This is a genomic window from Microbacterium sp. NPDC087589 (genome assembly GCF_044743635.1).
GTDB lineage: Bacteria > Actinomycetota > Actinomycetes > Actinomycetales > Microbacteriaceae > Microbacterium.
In genome coordinates this window covers 1-23,881 of record NZ_JBIUWV010000009.1, presented here as the reverse complement: position 1 = coordinate 23,881, position 23,881 = coordinate 1, and the positions used below count along the sequence as shown (strand labels likewise).

Here is a 23,881-nt window from a genome sequence, read left to right as displayed (position 1 = left end):
GAGCAGACGCTCACCGTATGCGCGGATGACGTGACTACCCGATCCGGTCTGAGTCTGTGTCCGCGCATCTGCAGTTGTAGTCGGTCGACATGTCCGAACGGTGAACGACCGGCGAACACCGGTTCGAGACGGCTACCAGGCGTACGCCTCGGGAGCGGTGCCGCCGGGACCCGGCCAGATGCGGTCGAGCTCGGCGAGCGTGTCGGCATCCAGCGTCACCTCGAGCGCCTCGACGGCCGAGTCGAGCTGGTCGATCGTGCGCGGACCGATCACGGGCGCGGTCACCGCCGGCTGGTGCAGCAACCAGGCGATCGCGACGACACCGGGGCGGATGCCGAGCTCGGCGCAGAACTCCTCGTAGCGTTCGATCGCAGGACGACGGTCGCCGAGCGCGTCGAGGCTCGACCGGGAGCGATCGGTCTTCTGCAGAACGCCTCCGAGCTGCCCGCTGGCGAGCGGCGACCAGGGCAGCAGTCCCATGCCGTACTGCTCCGCGGCCGGCACGACCTCGAGCTCGACGGTGCGCTCGGTGAGGTTGTACAGCGACTGCTCAGTGACCGGGGCCGGATAGCCAGCGGCCGCAGCGATCTCGTGCACGCGCGCGAGGTGCCAGCCGGCGAAGTTCGAGCTGCCGAGGTAGACGATCTTGCCCTGCTCGCGCAGCGTCGCGAAGGCGCTGAGTGTCTCGTCGAGAGGCACGTCGCGGTCGATGTGGTGCATCTGATAGAGGTCGATGTGGTCGGTGCCGAGCCGCCGCAGCGAGTCCTCGACCGAGGCGCGGATGTGCACCGCCGACAGTCCCCGATCGTTCGATCGAGGGCCCATCACGCCGAACACCTTGGTCGCGACGATCAGGCCGTCGCGGTTGCCGCGGTCCTTCATCCAGCGTCCGAGGATCTCCTCAGACTGTCCGGGGTGGTCGCCCCACCGTCCGCCGCCATAGACGTCAGCGGTGTCGATGAAGTCGATGCCGGCGTCGACCGCGCGATCCAGGATGGCGCGGGAAGCATCCTCGTCGATCACCGGACCGAAGTTCATGGTGCCGAGAGCCAGGCGGCTCACGCGCGCCCCCGCTCGTCCGAGACGTGTGTACTGCATCAGTCGTTCTCCTTCTGTGGGTGCTGCGAATCCTGCGAAACCGATGACGGCGATTCGCTCGTGTCGATGAACGCCCAGCCGTACGCGCCGAGTTCGCGTCGAGCACCGGTCGACCCGCTGAGCAGGTCGGTTCCCGGCACGTCGACGGCGAACGGCTCCGGACTGTGGTTGATCACGGTGAGGATGCTGCCCCGCCGCGCGATCTCGACGTGTTCGGGCAGCCCCTCGATCTCTGCCGTCACCCCGGCTCCGGCGGCGAGCCAGCCGAGAACGGCGGCCATGCCCGCATCATCCGGGATCGTCGCGAGGTAGTACCCGTGGCCGGCACCGAACTGCTTGCGCGTGAAGGCGGCGCGACCCTCGGTGCGCCCCTCGGTGAAGCGGCCGAGCACCTCGGCATCCCCCACGATCAGTTCTTCGGCGAAGTACTGCCCGACGATGCGACCGGCGGGGCCGTCGAGCGGTGCCTCCGACTGGCCGGGCCCGTCAGGCACGGCGTGGCTCGCGACCTCTCCGGCCGAATCGGCCGAGCGCACGGATTCAGGCGGCACCAGTGCTCCGAAGTCCTCGAGCGCGACCCCGAGCGCATCGCGCAGCGAGACGATGAAGCCGCCGTCGCGGAACGCGTCGTCCTGGTCGACCACGTCGCTGAACGCCGAGACGAACAGATTGCCGCCCTGCGCGACGTAGTCCGAGAGGTTCGCCGCACCCTCGTCGTCGAGCAGATACTGCTGAGGTGCCACGACCAGCGAGTAGGCGCTGAGATCGCTGGTGGTGTTGACGATGTCGACGGCGAGGTTCTGTCTGTGCAGCGCCGCGTACCAGCGGTGGGCGAGCGTCAGGTAGTCGAGCGCGATCGGGTGGTCGCGGCCGTCGATGGCCCACCAGTTCTCCCAGTCGAAGACGAGCGCGATCTTCGCGCCCGAGGAGACGTCCGGCAGGTCGGGCAGCTGGGCGAGCCGGCCCCCGAGCTCTGTGACCTCGCGCCAGGTGCGGGTGTCGAGCCCCGCCTGCGGCACCATCGCCGAGTGGAACTTCTCGCTGCCTCGCCGCGACTGGCGCCACTGGAAGAACATGATGCCGTCGGCACCGCGGCCGACCGCCTGCGCGCTGATCGCGGCCATCTGCCCAGGTGCCTTCGGGGCGTTGGTCGGTCGCCAGTTCAGGGCGTTCGTCGACTGCTCGGTGAGGATCCACGGCACGCCCGGCTTCAGACCGCGCATCAGCTCGCGGGCGAACGCCGCCCCGCGGAACGACTCCGGGTCGTTGGGGTCGGGGTAGTTGTCGTCGCTGATCACGTCGACCTCGGCCGCCCACTTCCAGTAGTCGGCTGGCGGGAAGGCGCCCATGAAGTTCGTGGTGATCGGCTGGGTCGCGCCCGAGGCGCGGATGATGTCGCGCTCCATGACGAACAGTTCGAGCAGAGTGTCGGAGGTGAACCGCTTGAAGTCGAGCACGCTCGTCGGATTGATGCTGTACGGCGCCTTGCGTGGCGGCACGATCTGCTCGAACGCTGTGTAGCGCTGCGACCAGAAGTCGGTGCCCCAGGCGTGGTTCAGCGCGTCGATCGTGGAGTACTTGTGCTCGAGCCACACGCGGAAGGCGTCGCGTGCCGAGTCGGAGTAGTCGTAGTGCAGGTGGCATCCGTACTCGTTGTTGACATGCCAGAGCACGACGGCCGGATGCTGCGCATAGCGCTCGGCGAGCGCGGTGACCAGCTCGGCGGCGAGGCGGCGGTAGATCGGCGACGAGGGCGCGAATGCCTGCCGGCTGCCCGGCCAGAAGGTCGTGCCGTCGGCGTCCTGCGGCAGCATCTCGGGGTAGGCGGTCGTGGCCCACGGAGGCGGGGATGCAGTGGCGGTGGCGAGATCGACCTGGATCCCGCCCTCGTGCAGGAGCCCGATGATCTCGTCGAGCCACTCCCAGTCGAACTCGCCCTCGGCGGGTTGGATGCGCGACCACGAGAAGATGCCGAGGCTCACCATCGTGACCCCCGCTTCGCGCATGAGCCGGACGTCTTCGGGCCACACCTCTCGTGGCCACTGCTCGGGGTTGTAGTCGGCGCCGTAGTGCATGGGTCTCCTGGGTCGGTGGTCGAGGACCGGTTCTCACGACCCTACTGGGGAAGCGCTTTCCGTGGAAGCGAGGAACGGGATCCTGCAAGTGCAAGGACACCCTAGTAAATCTCAGGACACCGAAGTACCATCGTCATAGTGCCAACGACGGCGCGAAGGGACATCGCACAATGACTCGTACCATTCCCCATTTCGTAGGCGGAAAGCACCTCACCCCCGAGGGCGGCCGCTTCGCCGACGTCTTCGAGCCGAGCACCGGATCGGTGCAGGCGCGCGTGCCGCTGGCCTCCGCTGCGGAGGTCGCAGGCGTGATCGCGAACGCCGAGGCCGCGCAGGTCGAGTGGGCGGCGACCAACCCGCAGAAGCGCGCTCGTGTGCTGCTGCGATTCCTCGATCTCGCGCAGCGCGAGATGCAGTCGCTCGCCGAACTGCTCGCGAGCGAGCATGGCAAGACGGTCGACGACGCGAAGGGCGACATCCAGCGGGGCCTCGAAGTCATCGAGTTCGCTGCCGGTGCACCGCACCTGCTCAAGGGTGAGTACTCGACGGGCGCGGGTGCGGGCATCGACGTGTACTCGATGCGGCAGCCCCTCGGAGTGGTCGCCGCAATCACCCCGTTCAACTTCCCCGCCATGATCCCGCTGTGGAAGGCGGGCCCCGCGCTCGCCGCCGGCAACGCCGTGGTGCTCAAGCCCAGCGAGCGCGACCCCTCCGTTCCTGTGCGCATCGCCGAGCTGTTCCTCGAGGCGGGGTTGCCTGCCGGCGTGCTCAACGTCGTGCATGGAGACAAGGAGGCCGTCGACGCGCTGTTGACCGACGACCGCATCCGCGCCGTGGGATTCGTCGGCTCGACCCCGATCGCCGAGTACATCTACTCGACGGCGGCCGCGCACGGCAAGCGCGCGCAGTGCTTCGGCGGTGCCAAGAACCACATGATCGTGATGCCCGACGCCGACCTCGACCAGGCTGTCGACGCTCTGATCGGCTCGGGCTACGGTTCGGCGGGCGAGCGCTGCATGGCGATCTCGGTCGCGGTGCCGGTCGGGCAGGAGACGGCCGATGCGCTCGCGGCCAAGCTCACCGAGCGCGTGGCCCAGCTGCGCATCGGGCCCTCGCTCTCGGCCGACGTCGACTACGGCCCCCTCGTCACCCGGGCGGCGGTCGAGCGGGTCGAGGGGTACATCCAGCAAGGAGTCGACGAGGGCGCGACGCTGCTCGCCGATGGCCGCGGCTTCACGGTCGAGGGGCACGAGCAGGGGTTCTACCTCGGCCCGACGCTGTTCGATCACGTGACCACCGACATGGCGATCTACCGCGAGGAGATCTTCGGACCGGTGCTCGTGATCGCCCGCGCCGTCGACTACGAAGAGGCGCTGCGCATGGCATCCGAGCACGAATACGGCAACGGCGTCGCGATCTTCACCCGCGACGGCGATGCCGCCCGTGACTTCGCCGCCCGGGTCGAGGTCGGCATGGTCGGTGTGAACGTGCCGATCCCCGTTCCGATCGCGTATTACACGTTCGGCGGCTGGAAGCGCAGCGGGTTCGGTGACCTCAACCAGCACGGCGCCGACGCCTTCCGCTTTTACACGAAGACCAAGACCGTCACGAGCCGCTGGCCCGCTGCCGGGATCCGCGACGGCGCGAGCTTCGTGATCCCCACCATGCACTGACCTCCGCGGGGCCTCCCACAAGGAATCGACATGACCATGACCACCGTCACCACCACCGCCGAAGAACGAGAGGCCATCCTCGACGCCGTCCGCGACTTCGCCGACACCGAGCTCGCACCGTTCGCGGCCGAGCGCGACGAGAAGCACCTCTTCCCGCGGGAGTCGCTCGGCAAGGCAGGCGAGCTCGGGCTCGGCGGCATCTACGTGCGTGAGGACTTCGGCGGCACCGGGCTCAGCCGCTCCGACACCGTCGCGATCTTCGAGGAGCTCGCCAAGGGCGACCCTGCGGTCGCCGCCTACATCTCGATCCACAACATGGTGGTCTGGATGATCGACACCTACGGCGACGACGCGCAGCGAGGCCGTTGGCTGCCCCCGCTCACCGCGATGCAGGAGTTCGGCGGGTACTGCCTGACCGAGCCCGGGGTCGGATCGGATGCCGCGAACATCGCCACGAGCGCGGTGCGCGACGGAGACGACTATCTGCTCACCGGCGTGAAGCAGTTCATCTCGGGCGCGGGCGAGGCCGCGGTCTACGTGGTGATGGCACGCACCGGGGACCTTCAACAGGCTCAGGGACCCAATCATCAGGGGATCAGTGCCTTCCTGGTTCCCGGAGACGCCGACGGCCTGAGCTTCGGGGCTCCGGAGAAGAAGATGGGCTGGCACGCGCAGCCGACCCGCCAGGTGATCCTCGACGGCGTGCGTGTCCCGGCATCCGGAATGCTCGGCGACGAGGGCCGTGGCTTCGCGATCGCGATGTCGGCGCTCAACGGCGGACGCCTCAACATCGCGGCCTGCTCGCTCGGCGGTGCGCAGTGGGCCCTCGATCGCGCGGTGCAGTACGTGCACGAGCGCGTCGCGTTCGGCGAGCCGCTGGCAGAGAAGCAATCCATCATGTTCGCGATCGCCGATATGCGCACCGATCTGCAGGCCGCGCGCCTCATGGTCAGAGACGGCGCGCTGGCCGTCGACGAGCAGGCGCCGGATGCGACGATGCGCTGCGCCATGGCCAAGCGCTTCGCAACGGATGCCGGATTCGACGTCGCCAACCGCGCGCTGCAGCTGCACGGCGGCTACGGCTACCTGCAGGACTACGGCATAGAGAGGGTCGTGCGTGATCTGCGGGTGCATCAGATCCTCGAGGGCACCAACGAGATCATGCGACTGATCGTCGGGCGTGAGATGCTCCGCCCTGCGGGTTCGGCGTCTCTCCAGCGGAGCGGCGGAGACCGGATGCGGAGCGCATCATGAGCGAGGCGACCCAGGCGCGGATCGCGTTCCTCGGACTCGGCCACATGGGCCTTCCGATGGCGAAGAACCTGGTCGCGGCGGGGCACGACGTGCACGGCTTCGACCTGGTACCGGCTGCGGTCGAGGCGGCGCAGGCCGTCGGCATCCCCATCGCAGCCAGCGGAGCGGATGCCGTGCGCGAGGCAGACGTCGTGATCACGATGTTCCCCGCCGGACGCCACGTGATCGACGCCTACCGCACCGAGCTACTGGCCGCTGCGCGCCCGGACACCCTGTTCATCGAGTCGTCGACGATCGCGGTAGACGAAGCCCGTGCCGCCCACGCGCTGGCGCTCGCAGCCGGGCATCGCCACGTCGACGCCCCGGTATCGGGCGGTGTCGTGGGTGCCGAGAACGGCACGCTCGCGTTCATGGTCGGCGGCTCGGACGACGACTTCGGAGCCGCACTGCCCGTGCTCGAGATCATGGGAAAGCGCATCGTGCACTGCGGCGGCCCCGGACTCGGGCAGGCCGCGAAGGTCTGCAACAACATGGTGCTCGCGGTGTCGCAGATCGCGGTCGCCGAGGCGTTCGTGCTCGGCGAGCGGTTGGGGCTCGAGCATCAGGCGCTGTTCGACGTCGTCTCGCAGGCATCCGGTCAGTGCTGGTCGATCACGACGAACTGCCCCGTGCCCGGACCGGTGCCGACGAGCCCGGCGAATCGCGACTACCAGCCCGGATTCGCCGGTGCGCTGATGGCGAAGGATCTCGGCCTCGCGCTGCAGGCGATCGAGCAGACGTCGACCGACGCGCAGATGGGGCGGCTCGCACAGCAGCTCTACGCAGCCTTCGCGGCGGGCGAGGGCGCGACCCGCGACTTCTCGGGCATCATCACCGACATCCGTGACGGCTCTCCCGGACGCTGAGCGACATACTGAGATGACCACGACGGAGAGGGCTTCACGATGACCGAGTACGAGACGATCCTGGTCGAGCAGCGCGGACGGGTCGGGTGGATCACCCTCAACCGCCCCGAGGCCCTCAATGCGCTGAACAGCCGCCTCGCCGAAGAGGTCACCGCTGCGGCCGTGGCGTTCGACCTCGACGACGGCGTGGGCGCGATCGTCGTCACCGGATCGGAGAAGGCGTTCGCCGCGGGTGCAGACATCAAGGAGATGGAGGGCATGTCGGCCGCCGAGATGCTCGAGACGGATCACTTCGGCGTCTGGCACGATTTCGCGGCGGTGCGCACCCCCGTGATCGCCGCAGTCTCGGGCTTCGCGCTCGGGGGTGGATGCGAGCTCGCCATGATGTGCGACATCATCCTCGCCGCCGACACCGCGAAGTTCGGTCAGCCCGAGATCAACCTCGGCGTCATCCCGGGAATGGGCGGCACGCAGCGCCTGATCCGCGCCGTGGGTTACTACAAAGCGGCCGAGCTGGTGCTGTCCGGCCGATTCATGGGCGCCGAAGAGGCGGAGCGGTCCGGACTCGTCTCACGGGTCGTGCCGGCATCCGAGCTGCTCGCCGAGGCCACGAAGCTGGCCGAGACGATCGCGTCGAAGTCGCTGCCGTCGGTGTTCGCCGCCAAGGCCGCGCTCGACGCCGCCATGGAGACGACGCTCGCCGACGGGCTCGGGCACGAGAAGCGGGCGTTCGCCGCGCTGTTCGACACCGAAGACCAGAAGGAAGGCATGTCGGCCTTCCGGGAGAAGCGTGCGCCCGACTTCCAGAACCGCTGACGTCCGCTCAGCGGTTCCATTGTTCACAACTCAGGAAGACCGACCTCATTCTGGGCGGGTGGGCTCGATCCGTCGCCGCGCGTGCACATCGTTCCTGAGTTGTGAACCCCAGCGGGCAGACACGTCAGCCGCGCAGCGCCTCGACGACCTTCTCGACGCGGCGGTCTCGGGTCGCGTCCTGCTTCGCGTCGGCGACCGCGCGGGCATGCTCCTTGCGCACCGAGTACGACAGGGCATCGAAGGCGGATCGCAGCGCAGGGTCGGTGTCGAGGGCCGCGGCGAGAGCCGACGGAATCTCGACGGTGCGTTCGGCGGCATCCACACGGATGACGGCGTCGACCTCCTGGTCGATCTCCACCCCGAGCTCGGATCGGACGGCTTTGCTGAAGCCGATCATGTTCTGCCCGCCCATGCGGGCCAGGCGCAGCCGAGCAGTCCGCTCGCCGATCGTCACGGCGACGGGAAACGCCTTGCCTGCCCCGAACGAGGCGACCTGCTCGTCGGTGAGGATGATCGCGGCGGCCGGGCCACGGCCTTCGACGGTCGTGTGCAGGCGCAGTTCGCTCATGCGGGCAGTGTGCGCCCGCGCCCGTCTGCCTCTGCTTCGGCCTCTGCGGCCAGCTGGTCGTTGCGCTGCTCGATCAGGCGTCGCATGTATTCGCGCAGGACGAGCCGATCGACCAGTCGTCCGATCGGGCCGAACGGCGAGTGGAATCTGATCGTGTCGCGCATCAGCGTGCCCCGCGGGTGCTCCTCGAACGCGTGCTCGTGCCAGAACGAGCCGAACGGCCCCGAGAGCTGCCGGTCGCGGAACCCGCGCGGCGGATCGACGTCGTACACGACGGAACGCAGCCGGAACGGGATGCCGAAGTGTCGCGCCCGCCAGGTGACGGTCGAGCCTTCGCGGAACACACCGCCCGCCGGGGCCTCGACCATCGTCTCGCCGTACCGCGCCATCGACCGCAGATGCAGCCCGGGGTCGAGCGCCACGGCGAAGACCGTCGCACGCGGGGCGGCGATCACGCGCTCGAGCACGAACTCCGGCACGTCAGAGCGCGTCCGGCTGCGGCTTCGGGTCGCTGAAGTCTCCGGCCGCCTTGCGCATGCGCGCGACGATCGCGACGAGCTCGGTCGCGTCCTCCCTGCTGATGCCGGGGTCGGCGAAGACATCGGCGTTGAGGGCGGAGGTGGCGCGCTCGACGAGTTCGCGGCCGGCGTCGGTCAGGGAGAGCAGGGCCGCTCGGCCGTCGTGCGGATGCGGTTCGCGCACGATCAACCCGTCACGCACCAGGCGCTCGGCCGTGCTCGTGACGGTCGTCGCGTGCACCTGGAGTCGGGCGACCACGCTCGACAGCGGCAGGCGGTCGGAGCGGCTGAACGCCAGCAGACGCAGCATCTCGTAGCGGGCGAAGCTCAGCGCGAACGGCTTGAGCGCCGCATCGACCCTGGCGAGCAGCAGCTGCTGGGCCCGCATCACCGAGGTGACCACGGTCATGCCGTCGGCGGCATCGGTCCAGCCGTGCGCGAGCCATTGCCGCTTCGCCTCGGCGAGCGGATCGACGGGCAGAGGGCGGGGTCGGACCACGGTTCTACGGTAGGGCATCGGGCTCGGACTCCGGGGATCTGCTCGCCGGTAGGGCGGCTGGTTCTCAGTCGCTCGTCGGGTGGGACTCAGTATCAAGGGGCTAGAATCGACGCAGTCGTGAGGAGCAATCGATGAAGATCTTCGTCCTGGTCAAAGAGGTGCCCGACACCTACGGCGACCGCAAGCTGAATCTCGAGACAGGGCTCGCCGAGCGCAGTGCCGGCGACGTCGTTCTCGATGAGATCACGGAGCGCGCGCTCGAGGTCGCACTCAGCCATGCCGACAAGAACGAGGGCACCGAGGTCGTCGCTGTCGCGATGGCCCCCGGTGGGTCGACGGCGTCGGTGCGGAGGGCGCTCGCGATCGGCGCAGGATCCGCCGTGCACATCGCCGACGAGCAGCTCGCAGGGGCCGACCTCGGGCTCACGGCAGAGACGCTGGCCGCGGCGATCCGACGCGGAGAACCCGACCTGGTGATCACCGGCAACCTGTCGACCGACGGCTCGGGCGGAGTGATGGCCGCCATGCTCGCCGAGCACCTCGGCTGGGCGCACGCGACCGCGCTCACCTCGGTCGAGATCACAGCCGAGGGCATCACGGGCACACGAGGGGCGGATGCCGGAGCGCAGCCGATCTCGGCATCCCTCCCCGCCGTCATCTCGATCACCGAGGCGCTGCCCGACGCGCGCTTCCCGAACTTCAAGGGCATCATGGCGGCGAAGAAGAAGCCGCTCGAGGTCCTGAGCCTCGACGACCTCGGTGTCTCGGCAGACCCTGCCGCGGCTCCTCGCACGATCATGACCTCGGTCGCCGAGAAGCCGCCGCGCGCGGCCGGCGTGAAGATCGTCGATGAGGGCGATGCCGCGGAGAAACTGGTCGAATACCTCGTGCAGAACAGGCTGGTGTGACATGACCTACCCCGAGAACCCGATCCTCGTCGTGGTCGACCTCGACCCGGCAGGACACCCCGCCAGCAGCACGGCGGCCCTGATCGGCGCCGCCTCGACGGTCGGCGCTCCGGTCGCTCTCATCGTCGGCGGTTCGGCCGAGGCCGCATCCCAGGTGGCCGCCGCCGGAGCATCCGTCGTGCTGACGGCCGACGCCGATGAGACGACCCTCACGGTGTCGATCGTCGATGCGCTGCAGGCCGCCTTCGAGCAGGTTCGACCGGATGCCGTGCTCATCTCGAACTCGATCGCAGGGCGCGACGTCGCCGGCCGATTCGCGGTGCGCGCGAAGCTGGCGCTGTCGGTCGACGCCGTCGGCGTATCGCGCGACGACGAGGGCATCGTCGCGAACCACTCCGTGTATGGCGGTGCCTATCTCACCGACTCGGCCCCCACCTTCGGCGCCCCGGTGATCACGGTGCGCCAGGGGGCTGTCGATGCTCGGGCAGAGGCCGTCGCGTCGCCGACCGTCGAGACCCTGACCGTTGCGGCCTCCGGCGCGGCTGCCGCCACAGTGGGCGCTGTCGAAGCGGTCGAGGCCACGTCGTCCCGCCCCGAGCTGCGCGGTGCGACCCGGGTCGTCTCGGGTGGCCGCGGACTCGCGTCGAAAGAGAAGTTCGTGCTGGTCGAGGAGCTCGCCGATGCGCTCGGCGCGGCCGTCGGCGCATCGCGGGCCGCAGTGGATGCCGGATACATCCCGCAGTCGCATCAGGTCGGTCAGACCGGTGTCTCTGTGTCGCCGCAGCTGTACGTCGCCCTCGGCATCTCGGGTGCGATCCAGCACCGTGCGGGCATGCAGACCGCGAAGAACATCGTCGCGATCAACAAAGACGGCGAGGCGCCGATCTTCGACGTCGCCGACTTCGGCATCGTCGGCGACCTGTTCACGATCGTCCCGCAGGTGATCGCGGGCCTCGAGGCGCGGAAGAAGTAGCCATGGCGACGCGAACGCTCAGGCGCGGGCTCCCGCGCGTGCCCGGCGGAGACCCGTGGCCTCACGGGCTCGCTGTCACGCCGGGCGCCGCTGAGACCCGTGCGGCTGTGCCTGACGCTGCCGCGCCGTCCGCTCCCGTGCCTGCTGCCGACGTGCCCACCGCTGCCGTGCCCACCGCTGCCGCGCCCGCCGCGGATGTGCCTTCCACTTCGGGGGCCGGCACGCCACTCGAAGGGCCGCCTGCGCCGCAGCATCCGACATCTGGTGTGTCGGCCCCCGTGTTGGACGGGGCGACAGCGCGGCCCTCCGCCTCCGTCCGTCGGGGGCTTCCGCGAGTACCGGGCGGCGAGCCGTGGCCGCCCGCGGATGCGATGCCGGGAGGTGCCGTGCCGGGCAGCGCCGTGCCGGGTAGTGCCGTGCCGGGCAGCGCAGTGCCGGGAGGTGCCGTGCCGGCGGATGCCGTGCCCAGCGCCACTGTCGCGGACCGCGCGGTCGCCGGCGCCGCCCCCTCCGACGTTGCCGCCCGTTCCACCTCGGGGGCCGACACGCCACGCGAAGGGCCGTCTGCCCCGCAGCATCCGACATCTGGTGTGTCGGCCCCCGAGGTGGGCGGTGCGACGGCACAGACCGCGGCGTCGGTCCGTCGCGGGCTGCCGCGCACGCCGGGGGGCGAGCCCTGGCCGCCGGCCGGCACCGAGGTCGTGGAGAGCGTGTCGGCTCGGTCGGCTGCGCCGGCCGCGATCGACGACCGGGAGGATGCTGCGCCGGCCGCGATCGACGACCGGGAGGATGCTGCGGCTGCAGTCGCCACCCGCACCGCGCCCGCTCTCGGCGATCCGTCGATTCCGCTGCCGGCTCCTCGCACGGTCTGGAACGGCAGTGCTCCGCGGCACGTCACGGCGACCGCTCCGGCATCCGACCGCCCTCGACCCGCCTGGACCCAGGCGATCGCCTGGCTGCTCGGGGCCGCAGCCCTCGGCATCCTGGCCGCGGCAGCCGTCGCCTTCGTGCGGGCGCTGCTGAGCTTCCCCTTCATGCAGGACTTCCTCGCGGCCTTCCCCGGTGAGTACGAGCCGGCCGTCGCGGTCGAGCCCGGATTCGCGCCGTGGGTCAACTGGGCGCACTTCTTCAACGTGTTCCTGATGGTGCTGATCATCCGGTCGGGCCTGCGCATCCGCAACGAGAAGAGGCCGACCGCCTTCTGGACCCCGCGCAACGACCCCAAGGGCAAGGTCAGTCTGACGATCTGGTTCCACCAGGCGCTCGACATCCTCTGGCTCGTCAACGGTGTGATCTTCGTCGTGCTGCTGTTCGTCACCGGACACTGGGCGCGCATCGTGCCGACCAGCTGGGAGGTCATCCCCAACGCGCTGTCGGCGGCGCTGCAGTACGTGTCGTTCGACTGGCCGACCGAGCATGGCTGGGTGAACTACAACAGCCTGCAGCAGCTGGCGTATTTCGTGACCGTGTTCATCGCGGCGCCCTTGGCCGCGGCGACCGGTTTCCGCATGTCGGGCATGTGGCCCAAGAAGGCCGAGCGGCTGTCTAAGGCCTACCCGATCGAGTGGGCCCGCGCGCTGCACTTCCCGGTGATGATCTACTTCGTGGTGTTCATCATCGGCCACGTCGCGCTGGTGTTCCTCACCGGGTTCCTGCGCAACCTCAACCATATGTACGCCTCATCGGATGCCGTCGGCTGGACCGGGTTCTGGGTCTTCGTGGCGTCGCTGGTGGTCATCGCCCTCGGCTGGGTCGCCGCCCGCCCGCTGGTCATCGCCCCGATCGCGAAGCTGTTCGGCAGCGTCTCGGGTCGCTGATCCGTTCACGATTCAGCACGGATCCCTCCCGGACCCAGCGAAACGGCCCCTTGCCGGTGGCAAGGGGCCGTTCATGCTGAATCGTGAACGCTGATCTCAGCGGACGCTGATCTCAGCGCACGCCGGGATCAGCGGACGAAGCGCACCTCGGTCAGCGTCTCGCCGAGGAACGGCTCGGTGTGGCTCGCGCCGTCGAGCGCGAAGCCGTTGCGTGCATAGAAGCGGTGTGCGCGGGGATTGTCCTCCGCGACCCACAGGTAGAGGGGCTCGTCCTTCTCGACGGCGGCGTCGAACAGCTTCTGGCCGATGCCGGTCGAGTGGTACGCGTCGAGCAGGTAGATGAAGTACAGCTCGCGGAACGCGGGGGCGTCCTTGTCGCGAGCGGGACCTGAGCCGACGAAGCCGACGATCTCGCCGTCGACGAGCGCGGCGCGCATCGTGAAATCGGGGCCCTGAGAGGCCCAGTGCGTCCACAGCTCTGCCATGCGACGGGGCGAGACCTTCTCGAGTGCGGCCTTGCTGATCAGGTGGTCGTAGGTCTCGTGCCAGCACTGCGCGTGCACGCGACCCAGGGCTTCCGCATCCACATCACGGACCGGACGGACGATGACTTCAGGCTGGGCTTCGGCGCTCATAGCGCGACTCTACGCGCGGCCTCCGCGAACCGGAAATCGAGCGGGAGCGTTCCCAGACCGACGATGGGGTGCTGGAGGGATCGCACAACGATGTTCGCGAATCGTTCGTCGATGGCTACGATCAGTGCTCGTGAACGTGATCTGGCGCACTCTCCTCGTGATCCTCTCCGCCCGTCGCCGCGTGCGGCGAGGCAAGACCCTCGACGCAGCATCGGTCAGCAGCATCCGGCTGACGACGCTGCCGACCGACATCGACATCCTCCGTCACATGAACAACGGCCGATACCTGTCGCTCTTCGACCTCGGCCGATGGGATCTGCTGATCCGCACAGGGCTGTTCGACGCCATGAACGAACGCGGCTGGTACGCCGTCGTCTCGAGCGAGACCGTGACGTTCCGCAAGTCGCTGCAGCTGTGGCAGCGGTTCGAGGTGCAGTCGCGTTTCATCGGTCATGACGACAAAGCGGTGTTCCTCGAGCACAGGGCTGTCGTCGGTGGCGAGATCTACGCCCGCGTCATCGTCCGATCGCGGATGCTGCGCCGCACCGGCGGCACGGTCAGCAACGAAGAGCTGTTCGCCGCCGTCGGCAAGCCGGAGGGCGTGCCCGAGATCGACGCCTGGGTGCACGACTGGGCCGCGGCATCCGCTCTGCCTCCCGTGCGCACCCCGGCGCCGAGCGTGTGGAACTGATGATGACCGATCCCTGGGGTCTCGAGACACGCGCACCGGGCGACGTGCTGCTGGTCGGATGCGGCAAGCTCGGCATCCGACTCGGCGAGTGCCTCGTCGCAGGCGGCGCACAGGTCACGGGCATGCGACGCAGTGCGGGAGACATGCCGTTCCCGACGATCGGGGCCGATCTGCGGCATCCGCTCGACCGCGAGCTGCCGGCATTCGACTCGGTCGTGATCACTCTGCCGCCGAGCACCGAGGGCGACTCGATCTATCCGACGGCGCTGCGGGCGCTCGCGACGGCCCTGCCGACGATGCCGGAGCGGGCCGTGTTCGTGTCGTCGACGCGAGTGTTCGAAGGGCGCCCCGGCGAGACGCCGCTGACCGAGCGTGACGCGCCCCGGGTGTCGAGCGAGCGGGGCGGTGACTTGGTCGAGGGCGAGCGTCTGGCGATGGAGCTGTTCGGTGCGCGTATCGTGCGCCCGGCCGGCATCTACGGACCCGGTCGCGACTTCCTGATCCGGCGGGTGCGCGAGGGCGCGGCGGTCGACCACACCCGCCGCACCAACCGCATCCACGAGACCGATCTCGTGCGGCTGCTCGAGGCGATGCTGCGGGCCGACTCCGCGCCCCCGCTGATCCATGCCGTGGATCGCGAGCCGGTGCTGCTCGGCGACGTCGTCGCGCACATCGCCTCCCGGCTCGGGGTCGCGCCACCGCCGCATCTCGACCCGGAGGTCGGCGGCGGCACGGTGCTCGAGGGGCGCCTGCTGCAGGAGTTCCTCGGCGATCTCGAGTATCCGACCTTCCGCGAGGGATACGACGAGATGATCGCCGCGCTCTGAGCCCTTCTCTCGTTTCCGGTCGCAGTTCGTGTCGCCCGTTCGCGCGGTCGGCGGCACGAACTGCGACCGGAACCACCCGACGCGACCGTCGCTCACGGGCAGGCGGGCACAGCAGTCCTAGGCTGTGCTCATGGCCGACCCGATGCCCACCACGGATCCCGAATCCGTCTCGCTCGCGGACCGAGCCGTCGAGCTCGCCCGCCGCTGGGTGATCGAGGCCGCGGCCGCCGATGTCGACCCGGCGGCAGAGCGCCTCGCCGGTGTGCTGCAGGATGCCAACGGGCTGCCGTTCACGCTCGGATTCGTCGACGGGGTCATGCGCCCCGAAAGCTTGAGCGCTGCGGCATCCCAGCTGCACCGCATCGCTCCGATCGTGCCCGAGTTCCTGCCCTGGTACCTGCGGTCGGCCGTGCGGCTCGGCGGCGGCGTCGCTCAGATGCTGCCGACACCCGTGGTGCCCATCGCACGTCGGGTGCTGCGCGACATGGTCGGCCACCTGGTGGTCGACGCCCGCCCCGCGAAGCTCGGACCCGCGATCGCGAAGATCCGCGAATCGGGCGCCAGGCTCAACCTCAACCTGCTCGGCGAGGCGGTGCTCGGTGACGGCGAGGCGCGGCGACGACTCGACGGCATCCACGAGCTGATCCGTCGCCCCGATGTCGACTACGTGTCGGTCAAGGTGTCGGCGATCATCAGCCACATCTCTATGTGGGCGTTCGACGAGGTCGTCGATTCGGTCGTCGAGCGACTGCTGCCGCTGTATCTGACGGCCGCCTCGGATCGCACGTTCATCAACCTCGACATGGAGGAGTACCGCGATCTCGACCTCACGATCGCGGTGTTCACGCGCATCCTCGAGGATCCGCGCCTCGAGGGCCTGGAAGCCGGGATCGTGCTGCAGGCGTACCTGCCCGACGCCCTGCCTGCCCTCCAGCAGCTCACCGCCTGGGCGCGCGAGCGCGTCGAGCACGGCGGAGCCCCCATCAAGGTGCGGCTCGTCAAGGGAGCGAACCTCGCGATGGAGCGGGTCGAGGCGCGGATGCACGGGTGGACCCAGGCCACCTACGACACCAAGCTCGACACCGACGCGAACTATCTGCGCTGCCTCGACTGGGCGCTGCGGCCCGAGAACGTCGACGCGGTGCGCGTGGGGATCGCCGGGCACAACCTGTTCGGCATCGCCTATGCGTGGTTGCTGGCGGGGGAGCGCGGAGTGCGTGCTGTCGACAGGGCGGCCGCGAACTCCCAGCCGCCGGTCGAGTTCGAGATGCTGCTCGGCATGGCGCAGGGGCAGGTGCAGGCGGTGTCGCGCGAGGTCGGCGAGGTGCTGCTCTACGTGCCGGTCGTGAACCCCGCCGAGTTCGATGTCGCCATCAGCTATCTCGTCCGGCGGCTCGAAGAGAACGCGTCGAGCGACAACTTCCTCTCCGCCGCGTTCCGGCTGGGCGACGACGAGTCGCTCTTCGTGCGCGAGCGCGACAGGTTCCTCGACGCCGTCGACCGTTCGACGTCGCCGACGCTGCGGGTGGGCGCGCTGCGCAGCCAGGATCGGCTGGCGCCGGTGCACGAGTCGATGCGCCCCGTGCCCGTGGCGCCCGCACCCGAAGAAGGCCTGACCCAGGCGGTGCTCGGCATCTCCCGCGGTTCGGAGGATACGGGCGGGCCGTTCCTCGAGACCGCGGTGTACGCCCCGCGCGAGCTCGACGAGGCGACGGGCGGAGCTCCCGGCTTCGCGAACACTCCCGACAGCGATCCGTCGCTTCCGGCCAACCGCGACTGGGCTCGCGAGATCCATGAGCGCATCGCCGACTCGACCCTCGGTGTCTCGACCGTCGACGCGGCCCGGGTCGCCGACGCCGACACGCTCGAGAGCACGATCGCCGGAGTGCGGGATGCCGCAGCTCTGTGGGGCGCGCGACCCGCCACCGACCGCGCCGAGGTGCTGCTGCGCGCGGCGGCCGCGCTCGAGGGGCGCAGGGGAGACCTCATCGAGGTCGCCGCTTCTGAGACGGGCAAGGTGTTCGCCGAGGCCGACGTCGAGGTCAGCGAGGCCGTCGACTTCGCCCGCTATTACGCAGCCAAGGCCAGGGAGCTGGATGCCGTCGCGGGTGCCGCATTCGAGCCGGCGCGCGTCACGGTCGTCGCCCCTCCATGGAACTTCCCCCTCGCCATCCCGGCCGGGGGAGTGCTCGCCGCGCTCGCCGCAGGCTCGGGAGTCGTCTTCAAGCCCGCCCCGCAGTCGCGTCGCTGCGCCGCCGTCATCGCCGAGACGCTGTGGGAGGTCGGCGTTCCGCGCGATGTGCTCGCGCTCGTCGACATCGAGGAGGGCGACCTCGGTCGCGAGCTGATCTCGCACGAGTCGGTGGACCGCGTCATCCTCACCGGGTCGTGGGAGACCGCTGCGCTGTTCCGCTCGTGGCGACCCGACCTGCCGCTGCTCGCCGAGACGAGCGGCAAGAACGCGATCATCATCACCCCGTCGGCGGATCTCGATCTCGCAGTCGCCGATCTGGTGCGCAGCACCTTCGGGCATGCGGGGCAGAAGTGCTCGGCGGCGTCGCTCGCGATCCTCGTCGGCCCGGTCGGGCGGTCGAAGAGATTCGCCCGGCAGCTGGCCGATGCGACCCGGTCGCTGCACGTCGGCTGGCCGACCGATCCGCTGGCCGAGGTCGGACCCGTGATCGAACCCCCCGAGGGCAAGCTCGCCTGGGCGCTCACCGAACTCGAGGGCGACGAGCAGTGGCTCATCGAGCCCGCCCTCTCGGCTGACGACCCCACCGGCCGGCTGTGGCGTCCGGGCATCCGTGTCGGGGTGCAGCCGGGGTCGCGGTTCCACACCGAGGAGTTCTTCGGCCCGGTGCTGGGCATCATGCACGCCCCGACGCTCGAGCGGGCGATCGAGCTGCAGAACGCGGTCGAGTACGGCCTGACGGCGGGGCTGCACACACAGGACCCGGCCGAGCTCGCCCTGTGGCTCGAGCGGGTGCAGGCAGGCAACCTCTATGTGAATCGCGGCATCACCGGTGCGATCGTGCAGCGGCAGCCGTTCGGCGGATGGAAGCGATCGTCGGTCGGACCCGGCGCCAAGGCCGGCGGACCGAACTACCTGATCGGGCTCGGCTCCTGGCGCTCGACCGGATCCGGCACGGTGTCGAGCACGCTGCATCTGCGCGGGCTCGACTCGCGCATCACCGACCTCATCGAATCGGCGCAGCCCTCGCTCGGCTTCGAGGCGTTCGAGTGGCTGCGTCGTTCGGCGCTCTCGGATGCGCTCGCCTGGGACCGTGAGTTCGGTCAGGTGCGCGACGTCTCGCATCTCGGGGTCGAGCGCAATCTGTTCCGCTACCGTCCGGTGCCTGTGGCGATCAGGGCCACTGCGGATGCCGGCTGGCAGGAACTGCTGCGCGTCGTCATAGCCGCGGTGCGCGCCGGAGCCGGATTCGTGCTGTCGACCCCCGTCGGTCTGCCCCCGGCGGTGCGCCACGCGCTCGGCGAACTCGGCGCCGTCGTCTACATGGAGACCGACGACGAATGGATCGAGCGGATGCGGTGCCGCGGCGACGACTCGACGAGCGTGCTCGAGTCGATCGATGACGAGCTGCGGCCCAGCCGGGCGCGGCTGGTGGGCCCGCGCGACTCCGTGGCCGCGCTGCACCGTGCGCTCGCCGCGGCCGTCGACGGCGACCCCGACCTCGCGGTGTACGACGGCGAGGTCACCTCTGCCGGGCGCATCGAGCTGCTGCCCTTCGTGCATGAGCAGGCGATCGCGATCACCGCGCACCGTTACGGCAACGCCGACGACTGGAGCGCCGCGGTCATCTGATCGTCGTGCGCGTCGGCATCCCCGCCCCGCCCTCGGCGTCCTGTCGTCCGGGGCCACAAGCGCACCCGCCGCGGCATGCGGGGTCAATTTCGCACCGGATTCGCGCGATTCGGATGCGCTTTTGACCCCGGCTGGGCGGGACCCTCTTTCGGCTCCACCGGCGCAGACGATCTGTCGCGCAGCTGTGCGGGGTCAAAAACGCACCCACCGTGGTATGCGGGGTCAAAAACGCACCGGAATCCGGCATCCGGGATGCGTTCTTGACCCCGCACGCGACGAGGGATGCGTTTTTGACCCCGGCTGGCACGCGCAGCGGGCGACTGTGTAAAGAATTCTTGACATGGCGGATGCCGCAGGCGTACTCTCGTGTCAAGAATCTTTTACATGGGAGCATCATGGTCTACGAAGAGCGCAACGCCTGGGCCGGTCTCATCGTGGGCGTGGTGGTGATCGGGGCGTATGTCGTCGTCGTCCTGCAGCAGGCCGCCGGTGGACAGGTGACCGACGTCGACTGGTTCCCGCTCATGATGTGGACCATCGGTCTCGGCATCGTGGCGACGATCGTGCTCAGCATCGTCTGGGGGATGATCGCCGGTGCGAAGGACCCTGACGGCGTCGGCAAGTCCGATGTCCGCGACCGTGACATCAGCCGCATGGGCAGCCGGGTCGAGCAGGCCTTCGTCGTCATCGCGGGTCTCGGCGTCATCGCCCTGTGCGCGGTGAACGCCGATGTCTTCTGGATCGCCAACACCATGTTCGCCGGGTTCGCCGTCTCGGCGATGGTCGGCAGCGTCGCGCGAGTCGTCGCCTACCGTCGGGGACTCGTCTGATGGTCAAGCCCACACTCGTCTCCAACCGCATCCGCGCTCACCGCGAAGCGGCCGGACTCACCCAGGCCGAACTCGCCCGCAGCATCGGCGTGACCAGGCAGACGCTCATCGCGATCGAGCAGGAGAAGTACTCCCCGTCGCTGGAGCTCGCTTTCCAGATCGCCCGCGCATTCGGCGTGGGGCTCGATGACCTGTTCCAGTATCCGCAACCCACGAGCACGGAGGTGTGACATGACCGAGGCCGACAAGACCCCGACGAACAAGACCGCGATGATGCCGGCGTGGCGTCGCGAGACCTACGGCTCGGCTGATGGGTTCCGACTGGAGCAGATCCCCGTTCCCGTGCCTCGACGCGGCGAGGTGGTGCTGCGAGTCGAGGCGACCGCGCTCCACGCCGGTGATGTCCGCCTCATGCTCGGCGATCCGCTGCTCGTGCGCCCGATCTTCGGCCTGACGCGTCCCAAGTATCCGGTGCGCGGCATGGAGGTCGCCGGAACCGTCGTGGCGGTGGGCCCCAACGCGATCGGCGCCGAGCTCGGAGAACGTGTCGTGGGTGAGCTCACCGGAGGCGGGGGACTCGCGTCGCATGTCGCAGTGCCCGCCGCGCGTCTCGTGCCGATCCCGCCCGATGTCACCTCCGAGACGGCGGCGTGCCTGGCTGTCTCGGCTGGCACGGCCTGGCAGGCCCTCGACCGTGCGGGGATCGGCTTTCGCTCGGCCAGAGGCAGCGTCGCCGGGCACGTTCCGCGCGTTCTCGTGATCGGCGCGTCCGGGGGAGTCGGCACGTTCGCGGTGCAGCTCGCTGCTCTGCGCGGTGCCGAAGTCTGGGCCACGTGCGGCGACCGCAACTCGCGGCTCGTCCAGCACCTCGGCGCCGTGCGCACCCTCGACCACCGCACGTCGCCGCTGGCCGACCTGCCGGCCGCGCAGTTCGACGCGGTGATCGACATCGTCGGCGGCATGGGTCTTCGTGAACTCCAGCGACTCGTCGTGCGCGGCGGCTCGGTGGTGCTCGTGACCGGTGACGGAGGGCACGTGCTCGGACCGATCCCGCGGATGCTGAAGGCGGCGTTCCTGTCGATCGGGTCGAGCCGCCGCATCCATTCGCTGGCGGCGACGGCTCGACCCGAGATCCTCGCCAAGCTGCTCGAGCTCACCGCGGAGGGGCGCATCACACCCGTGATCGAGCGGGAGTACGCCTTCGACGAGGCATCCGCCGCCCTCGCTCACCTCGAAGCGGGCCACACGGTGGGCAAGGTGGTCGTGCTCGGAACCTGACCCGAGGTGCCGCGCTCTGGCGGCGTCCAGGGGGCGGGTGACAGAATGGATGCTGGCGTGCCCGAGTCGCATCTTCCCCTGGCGTCGACTCACACCGAGCGACGCGGTCGAAGGACCGCCGGGCCCCTGGACAGCGTCCGCCGCATCCGTTCGAGGAGCCCCATGTCTGTCGAAACCACTGCGCCGGCATCCGAGACCGCAGCCCCGGTCCGCACCGCACACCACCGTCGCTATCTGATGTGCAAGCCGTCGCACTTCACGGTGAACTACTCGATCAACCCGTGGATGGAGCCGGCCAAGCCGACCGACACCGCGCGAGCCGTCGAGCAGTGGCAGAAGCTGCACGACCTCTACCTCGAGCTGGGGCATGAGGTCGAGCTGATCGAGCCCCTCGCCGGGTATCCCGACATGGTCTACACCGCCAACGGCGGGTTCCTGATCGATGGCCGGGCGTACGTGCCGAAGTTCCGCTTCGTCGAGCGTCAGGGCGAGGCGCCCGCTTTCGCCGACTGGTTCCGCGGAGCCGGCTATGACACCGTCATCCCCGAAGAGGTCAACGAGGGTGAGGGCGACTTCCTGCTCGTCGGTGATGTGATCCTCGCCGGCACCGGCTTCCGCTCGACCGGCGACAGCCATCGCGAGGTCGGAGAGGTGTTCGGCCGTGAGGTCGTGTCGCTCAACCTCGTCGACCCGCGCTTCTATCACCTCGACACCGCCATCGCAGTGCTCGACCCCGTGCAGGGAGTCCAGAACGGCGGGCCCGAGCGCGCGAACATCGCATACCTGCCCGGTGCTTTCGACGACGCCAGCCGCGCTGTGCTCGAGGAGCGATTCCCCGACGCGATCCTCGTGTCCGACGAGGACGGATCAGTGTTCGGCCTCAACTCGGCGAGCGACGGATACAACGTCGTCATCTCGCCGCGCGCGCTCGGCTTCGAGAAGCAGCTGCGCGAGCGCGGCTACAACCCGATCATGGTCGACCTCTCCGAGCTGCTGCTCGGCGGCGGCGGCATCAAGTGCTGCACCCTCGAACTGCGCGGTGAGGCGTGACCGCCGTCGACGCGGGCGTCGGGGTCGGGGCGAGCGCCGAGCCGCACGTCGCCCACAACTATCACCCGCTGCCGGTCAACATCGCGCGCGGTGACGGAGCCTGGGTGACGGATGTCGAGGGCAAGCGGTACCTCGATCTGCTCGCCGCCTACTCGGCGGTGAACTTCGGCCACCGGCATCCTGCTCTCGTCGCCGCGCTCACCGAGCAGCTCGGTCGGGTCACGCTGGTCAGCCGTGCGTTCCAGAGCGATCGGCTCGAGCCGTTCGCGGCGGCGCTCGCGAAGCTCGCCGGCAAAGACATGGTGCTGCCGATGAACACCGGTGCCGAAGCGGTCGAGACGGGCATCAAGGTCGCCCGCGCCTGGGGGTATCGAGTCAAGGGCATCACCGAGGGTCGGGCACGGATCATCGTCGCCGCCGGGAACTTCCATGGCCGCACCACCACGATCGTCAGCTTCAGTGACGACGAGCAGGCGCGAGCCGACTTCGGGCCCTACACGCCGGGCTTCGACGTGGTTCCCTACGGGGATGCGGATGCCATCGCTGCTGCGATCACCGAAGACACCGCAGCCGTGCTGATCGAGCCCATCCAGGGTGAGGGCGGAGTGGTGATCCCGCCCGAGGGATACCTGCGTCGTATCCGGGAGATCTGCGACGACAAGAACGTGCTGTTCATCGCCGATGAGATCCAGTCCGGACTCGGACGAGTGGGCGAGACCTTCGCCTGCGATCGCGAGGGGGTCGTGCCCGACCTGTACCTGCTGGGCAAGGCACTCGGTGGCGGCATCCTGCCGGTCTCGGCTGTGGTGGGCGACACCGAGGTGCTCGGAGTCATCCGACCCGGCGAGCACGGGTCGACGTTCGGAGGCAACCCGCTCGCCGCGGCCGTGGGCCTGCGCGTCGTCGAGATGCTCGAGTCGGGGGAGTTCCAGGAGCGCGCTCGCGCACTCGGCGCTCACCTGGCCGCGGGTCTCGAGCCGCTGTTGGGTCATGGAGTCACCGAGGTGCGCATCGCCGGCCTGTGGGCAGGTGTCGACATCGACCCAGACAAGGGCACCGGGCGTGAGATCGCCGAGAAGCTGCTCGACCGCGGAGTGCTGGTGAAAGACACGCATGGGCAGACCATCCGCATCGCGCCCCCGCTCGTGATCCGAGCGACCGAGCTCGACTGGGCCGTCGAGCAGCTGAAGCTGGTCCTGGGGGGCTGAAATCCCTGTCCGCCGGGCGACACGCCCGGCGGACAGCCTGGATTTGCCGGAACCCCGGAACCCACGTAACTTATTACTTGTTCGCCCCACAGGGAAGCGGAGAGGCCGAGAGCTTCACCCCCCTCAAGCGGAGAACCACCTCCACTCGATCAGCTCTTCAGAGCAGATCGCAGACACACTTCTGTCTGACCTGGAGCTTCCACTACGGAGAAGCGGTCGATTTGACAGCGACTCCGGAACGGATAAGCTAGTGAAGTTGCCTCGGCGGCCTTGAGCCCCGAGCTGCAGATCTGGTTCTGAACATTACGGCGTGTCGATTTGACAGCCTGAAATGCGAAGATAAGATAGAGAAGTTGCCCTTCGGGCCTGGTTGTGATGACTGGGTCGTGGGAGCATCCGATCCTTGAGAACTCAACAGCGTGCACTTGTCAAATG

At 69.2% G+C, this 23,881-nt stretch carries 21 protein-coding genes; 15 read left to right on the top strand and 6 right to left on the bottom strand.

What is annotated here, in order from left to right; translation table 11 throughout:
* Nucleotides 1-132 precede the first annotated feature (132 nt).
* Both ACIOU8_RS16935 and ACIOU8_RS16930 read right to left on the bottom strand, forming a co-directional pair.
* Nucleotides 133-1,098, bottom strand: coding sequence for an aldo/keto reductase (locus tag ACIOU8_RS16935; RefSeq protein ID WP_400791974.1), 966 nt, complete (start codon nt 1,096-1,098; stop codon nt 133-135).
* Complete coding sequence (locus ACIOU8_RS16930) at nt 1,098-3,173, bottom strand: beta-galactosidase (RefSeq protein ID WP_400791972.1); 2,076 nt, start codon at nt 3,171-3,173, stop codon at nt 1,098-1,100. The genes ACIOU8_RS16935 and ACIOU8_RS16930 overlap by 1 nt, the downstream gene beginning before the upstream one ends.
* 170 nt (nt 3,174-3,343) lie before the next feature.
* Here ACIOU8_RS16930 and ACIOU8_RS16925 point away from each other — a divergent pair, with 170 nt between their 5' ends.
* From ACIOU8_RS16925 to ACIOU8_RS16910, 4 genes are read left to right on the top strand one after another with little or no spacing between them, the layout of a single operon-like run.
* A complete protein-coding gene (locus ACIOU8_RS16925; RefSeq protein WP_400791970.1) occupies nt 3,344-4,846 on the top strand; it encodes a CoA-acylating methylmalonate-semialdehyde dehydrogenase in 1,503 nt (500 codons plus the stop codon).
* A 30-nt stretch (nt 4,847-4,876) separates the two neighbouring features.
* Entirely contained in the window at nt 4,877-6,100 is a 1,224-nt protein-coding gene (locus tag ACIOU8_RS16920; protein ID WP_400791968.1) for an acyl-CoA dehydrogenase family protein, read from the top strand.
* The gene (gene mmsB, locus ACIOU8_RS16915; protein ID WP_400791966.1) at nt 6,097-7,005 is read left to right on the top strand and encodes a 3-hydroxyisobutyrate dehydrogenase; all 909 of its coding nucleotides are present in this window, start codon (nt 6,097-6,099) and stop codon (nt 7,003-7,005) included. The genes ACIOU8_RS16920 and mmsB overlap by 4 nt, the downstream gene beginning before the upstream one ends.
* Nucleotides 7,006-7,044: 39 nt before the next feature.
* Nucleotides 7,045-7,821, top strand: coding sequence for an enoyl-CoA hydratase (locus ACIOU8_RS16910; RefSeq protein WP_400791963.1), 777 nt, complete (start codon nt 7,045-7,047; stop codon nt 7,819-7,821).
* 124 nt (nt 7,822-7,945) lie between these two features.
* Here the strand turns inward: ACIOU8_RS16910 and ACIOU8_RS16905 are convergent, their stop codons facing one another.
* From ACIOU8_RS16905 to ACIOU8_RS16895, 3 genes are read right to left on the bottom strand one after another with little or no spacing between them, the layout of a single operon-like run.
* Complete coding sequence (locus ACIOU8_RS16905) at nt 7,946-8,389, bottom strand: YdeI/OmpD-associated family protein (RefSeq protein ID WP_400791961.1); 444 nt, start codon at nt 8,387-8,389, stop codon at nt 7,946-7,948.
* Nucleotides 8,386-8,868, bottom strand: coding sequence for an SRPBCC family protein (locus ACIOU8_RS16900; protein ID WP_400791959.1), 483 nt, complete (start codon nt 8,866-8,868; stop codon nt 8,386-8,388). The genes ACIOU8_RS16905 and ACIOU8_RS16900 overlap by 4 nt, the downstream gene beginning before the upstream one ends.
* A 1-nt stretch (nt 8,869) precedes the next feature.
* Entirely contained in the window at nt 8,870-9,406 is a 537-nt protein-coding gene (locus tag ACIOU8_RS16895) for a MarR family winged helix-turn-helix transcriptional regulator (protein WP_400791957.1), read from the bottom strand.
* A gap of 131 nt (nt 9,407-9,537) precedes the next feature.
* On the opposite strand from ACIOU8_RS16895, the gene ACIOU8_RS16890 reads away from it, so the two are divergent.
* The 3 genes from ACIOU8_RS16890 to ACIOU8_RS16880 are packed head-to-tail and all read left to right on the top strand — an operon-like array spanning nt 9,538 to nt 13,104.
* Complete coding sequence (locus tag ACIOU8_RS16890; protein WP_400791955.1) at nt 9,538-10,314, top strand: electron transfer flavoprotein subunit beta/FixA family protein; 777 nt, start codon at nt 9,538-9,540, stop codon at nt 10,312-10,314.
* A gap of 1 nt (nt 10,315) precedes the next feature.
* Nucleotides 10,316-11,287 carry an electron transfer flavoprotein subunit alpha/FixB family protein gene (locus tag ACIOU8_RS16885; RefSeq protein ID WP_400791953.1) on the top strand — a complete coding sequence of 324 codons (972 nt, stop codon included), beginning with the start codon at nt 10,316-10,318 and terminating at the stop codon, nt 11,285-11,287.
* Nucleotides 11,288-11,289: 2 nt separating this feature from the next.
* Nucleotides 11,290-13,104, top strand: a complete 1,815-nt coding sequence (locus tag ACIOU8_RS16880; RefSeq protein WP_400791951.1) for a cytochrome b/b6 domain-containing protein — start codon at nt 11,290-11,292, stop codon at nt 13,102-13,104.
* A 128-nt stretch (nt 13,105-13,232) separates the two neighbouring features.
* On the opposite strand, the gene ACIOU8_RS16875 is transcribed toward ACIOU8_RS16880, so the two are convergent.
* A complete protein-coding gene (locus ACIOU8_RS16875; RefSeq protein ID WP_140038193.1) occupies nt 13,233-13,739 on the bottom strand; it encodes a GNAT family N-acetyltransferase in 507 nt (168 codons plus the stop codon).
* A gap of 130 nt (nt 13,740-13,869) precedes the next feature.
* On the opposite strand from ACIOU8_RS16875, the gene ACIOU8_RS16870 reads away from it, so the two are divergent.
* From ACIOU8_RS16870 to rocD, 8 genes are all read left to right on the top strand, one after another.
* On the top strand, nt 13,870-14,430 hold the full coding sequence (locus tag ACIOU8_RS16870; RefSeq protein WP_140038192.1) for an acyl-CoA thioesterase: 561 nt from the start codon (nt 13,870-13,872) through the stop codon (nt 14,428-14,430).
* Nucleotides 14,430-15,257, top strand: coding sequence for a hypothetical protein (locus tag ACIOU8_RS16865; RefSeq protein ID WP_400791948.1), 828 nt, complete (start codon nt 14,430-14,432; stop codon nt 15,255-15,257). Before ACIOU8_RS16870 ends, ACIOU8_RS16865 begins: the two co-directional genes overlap by 1 nt.
* A gap of 130 nt (nt 15,258-15,387) precedes the next feature.
* Nucleotides 15,388-19,080 carry a proline dehydrogenase family protein gene (locus ACIOU8_RS16860; protein WP_400791946.1) on the top strand — a complete coding sequence of 1,231 codons (3,693 nt, stop codon included), beginning with the start codon at nt 15,388-15,390 and terminating at the stop codon, nt 19,078-19,080.
* A gap of 395 nt (nt 19,081-19,475) precedes the next feature.
* Nucleotides 19,476-19,910 carry a hypothetical protein gene (locus tag ACIOU8_RS16855; RefSeq protein WP_400791944.1) on the top strand — a complete coding sequence of 145 codons (435 nt, stop codon included), beginning with the start codon at nt 19,476-19,478 and terminating at the stop codon, nt 19,908-19,910.
* Nucleotides 19,910-20,140, top strand: a complete 231-nt coding sequence (locus ACIOU8_RS16850) for a helix-turn-helix transcriptional regulator (RefSeq protein ID WP_042541438.1) — start codon at nt 19,910-19,912, stop codon at nt 20,138-20,140. The genes ACIOU8_RS16855 and ACIOU8_RS16850 overlap by 1 nt, the downstream gene beginning before the upstream one ends.
* Nucleotide 20,141: 1 nt before the next feature.
* Nucleotides 20,142-21,188, top strand: a complete 1,047-nt coding sequence (locus tag ACIOU8_RS16845) for an NAD(P)-dependent alcohol dehydrogenase (RefSeq protein WP_400791942.1) — start codon at nt 20,142-20,144, stop codon at nt 21,186-21,188.
* A 162-nt stretch (nt 21,189-21,350) separates the two neighbouring features.
* A complete protein-coding gene (ddaH, locus tag ACIOU8_RS16840) occupies nt 21,351-22,238 on the top strand; it encodes a dimethylargininase (RefSeq protein WP_400791940.1) in 888 nt (295 codons plus the stop codon).
* Nucleotides 22,235-23,446, top strand: coding sequence for an ornithine--oxo-acid transaminase (gene rocD, locus ACIOU8_RS16835; RefSeq protein ID WP_400791938.1), 1,212 nt, complete (start codon nt 22,235-22,237; stop codon nt 23,444-23,446). The genes ddaH and rocD overlap by 4 nt, the downstream gene beginning before the upstream one ends.
* The last annotated feature ends 435 nt before the right edge of the window (nt 23,447-23,881 follow it).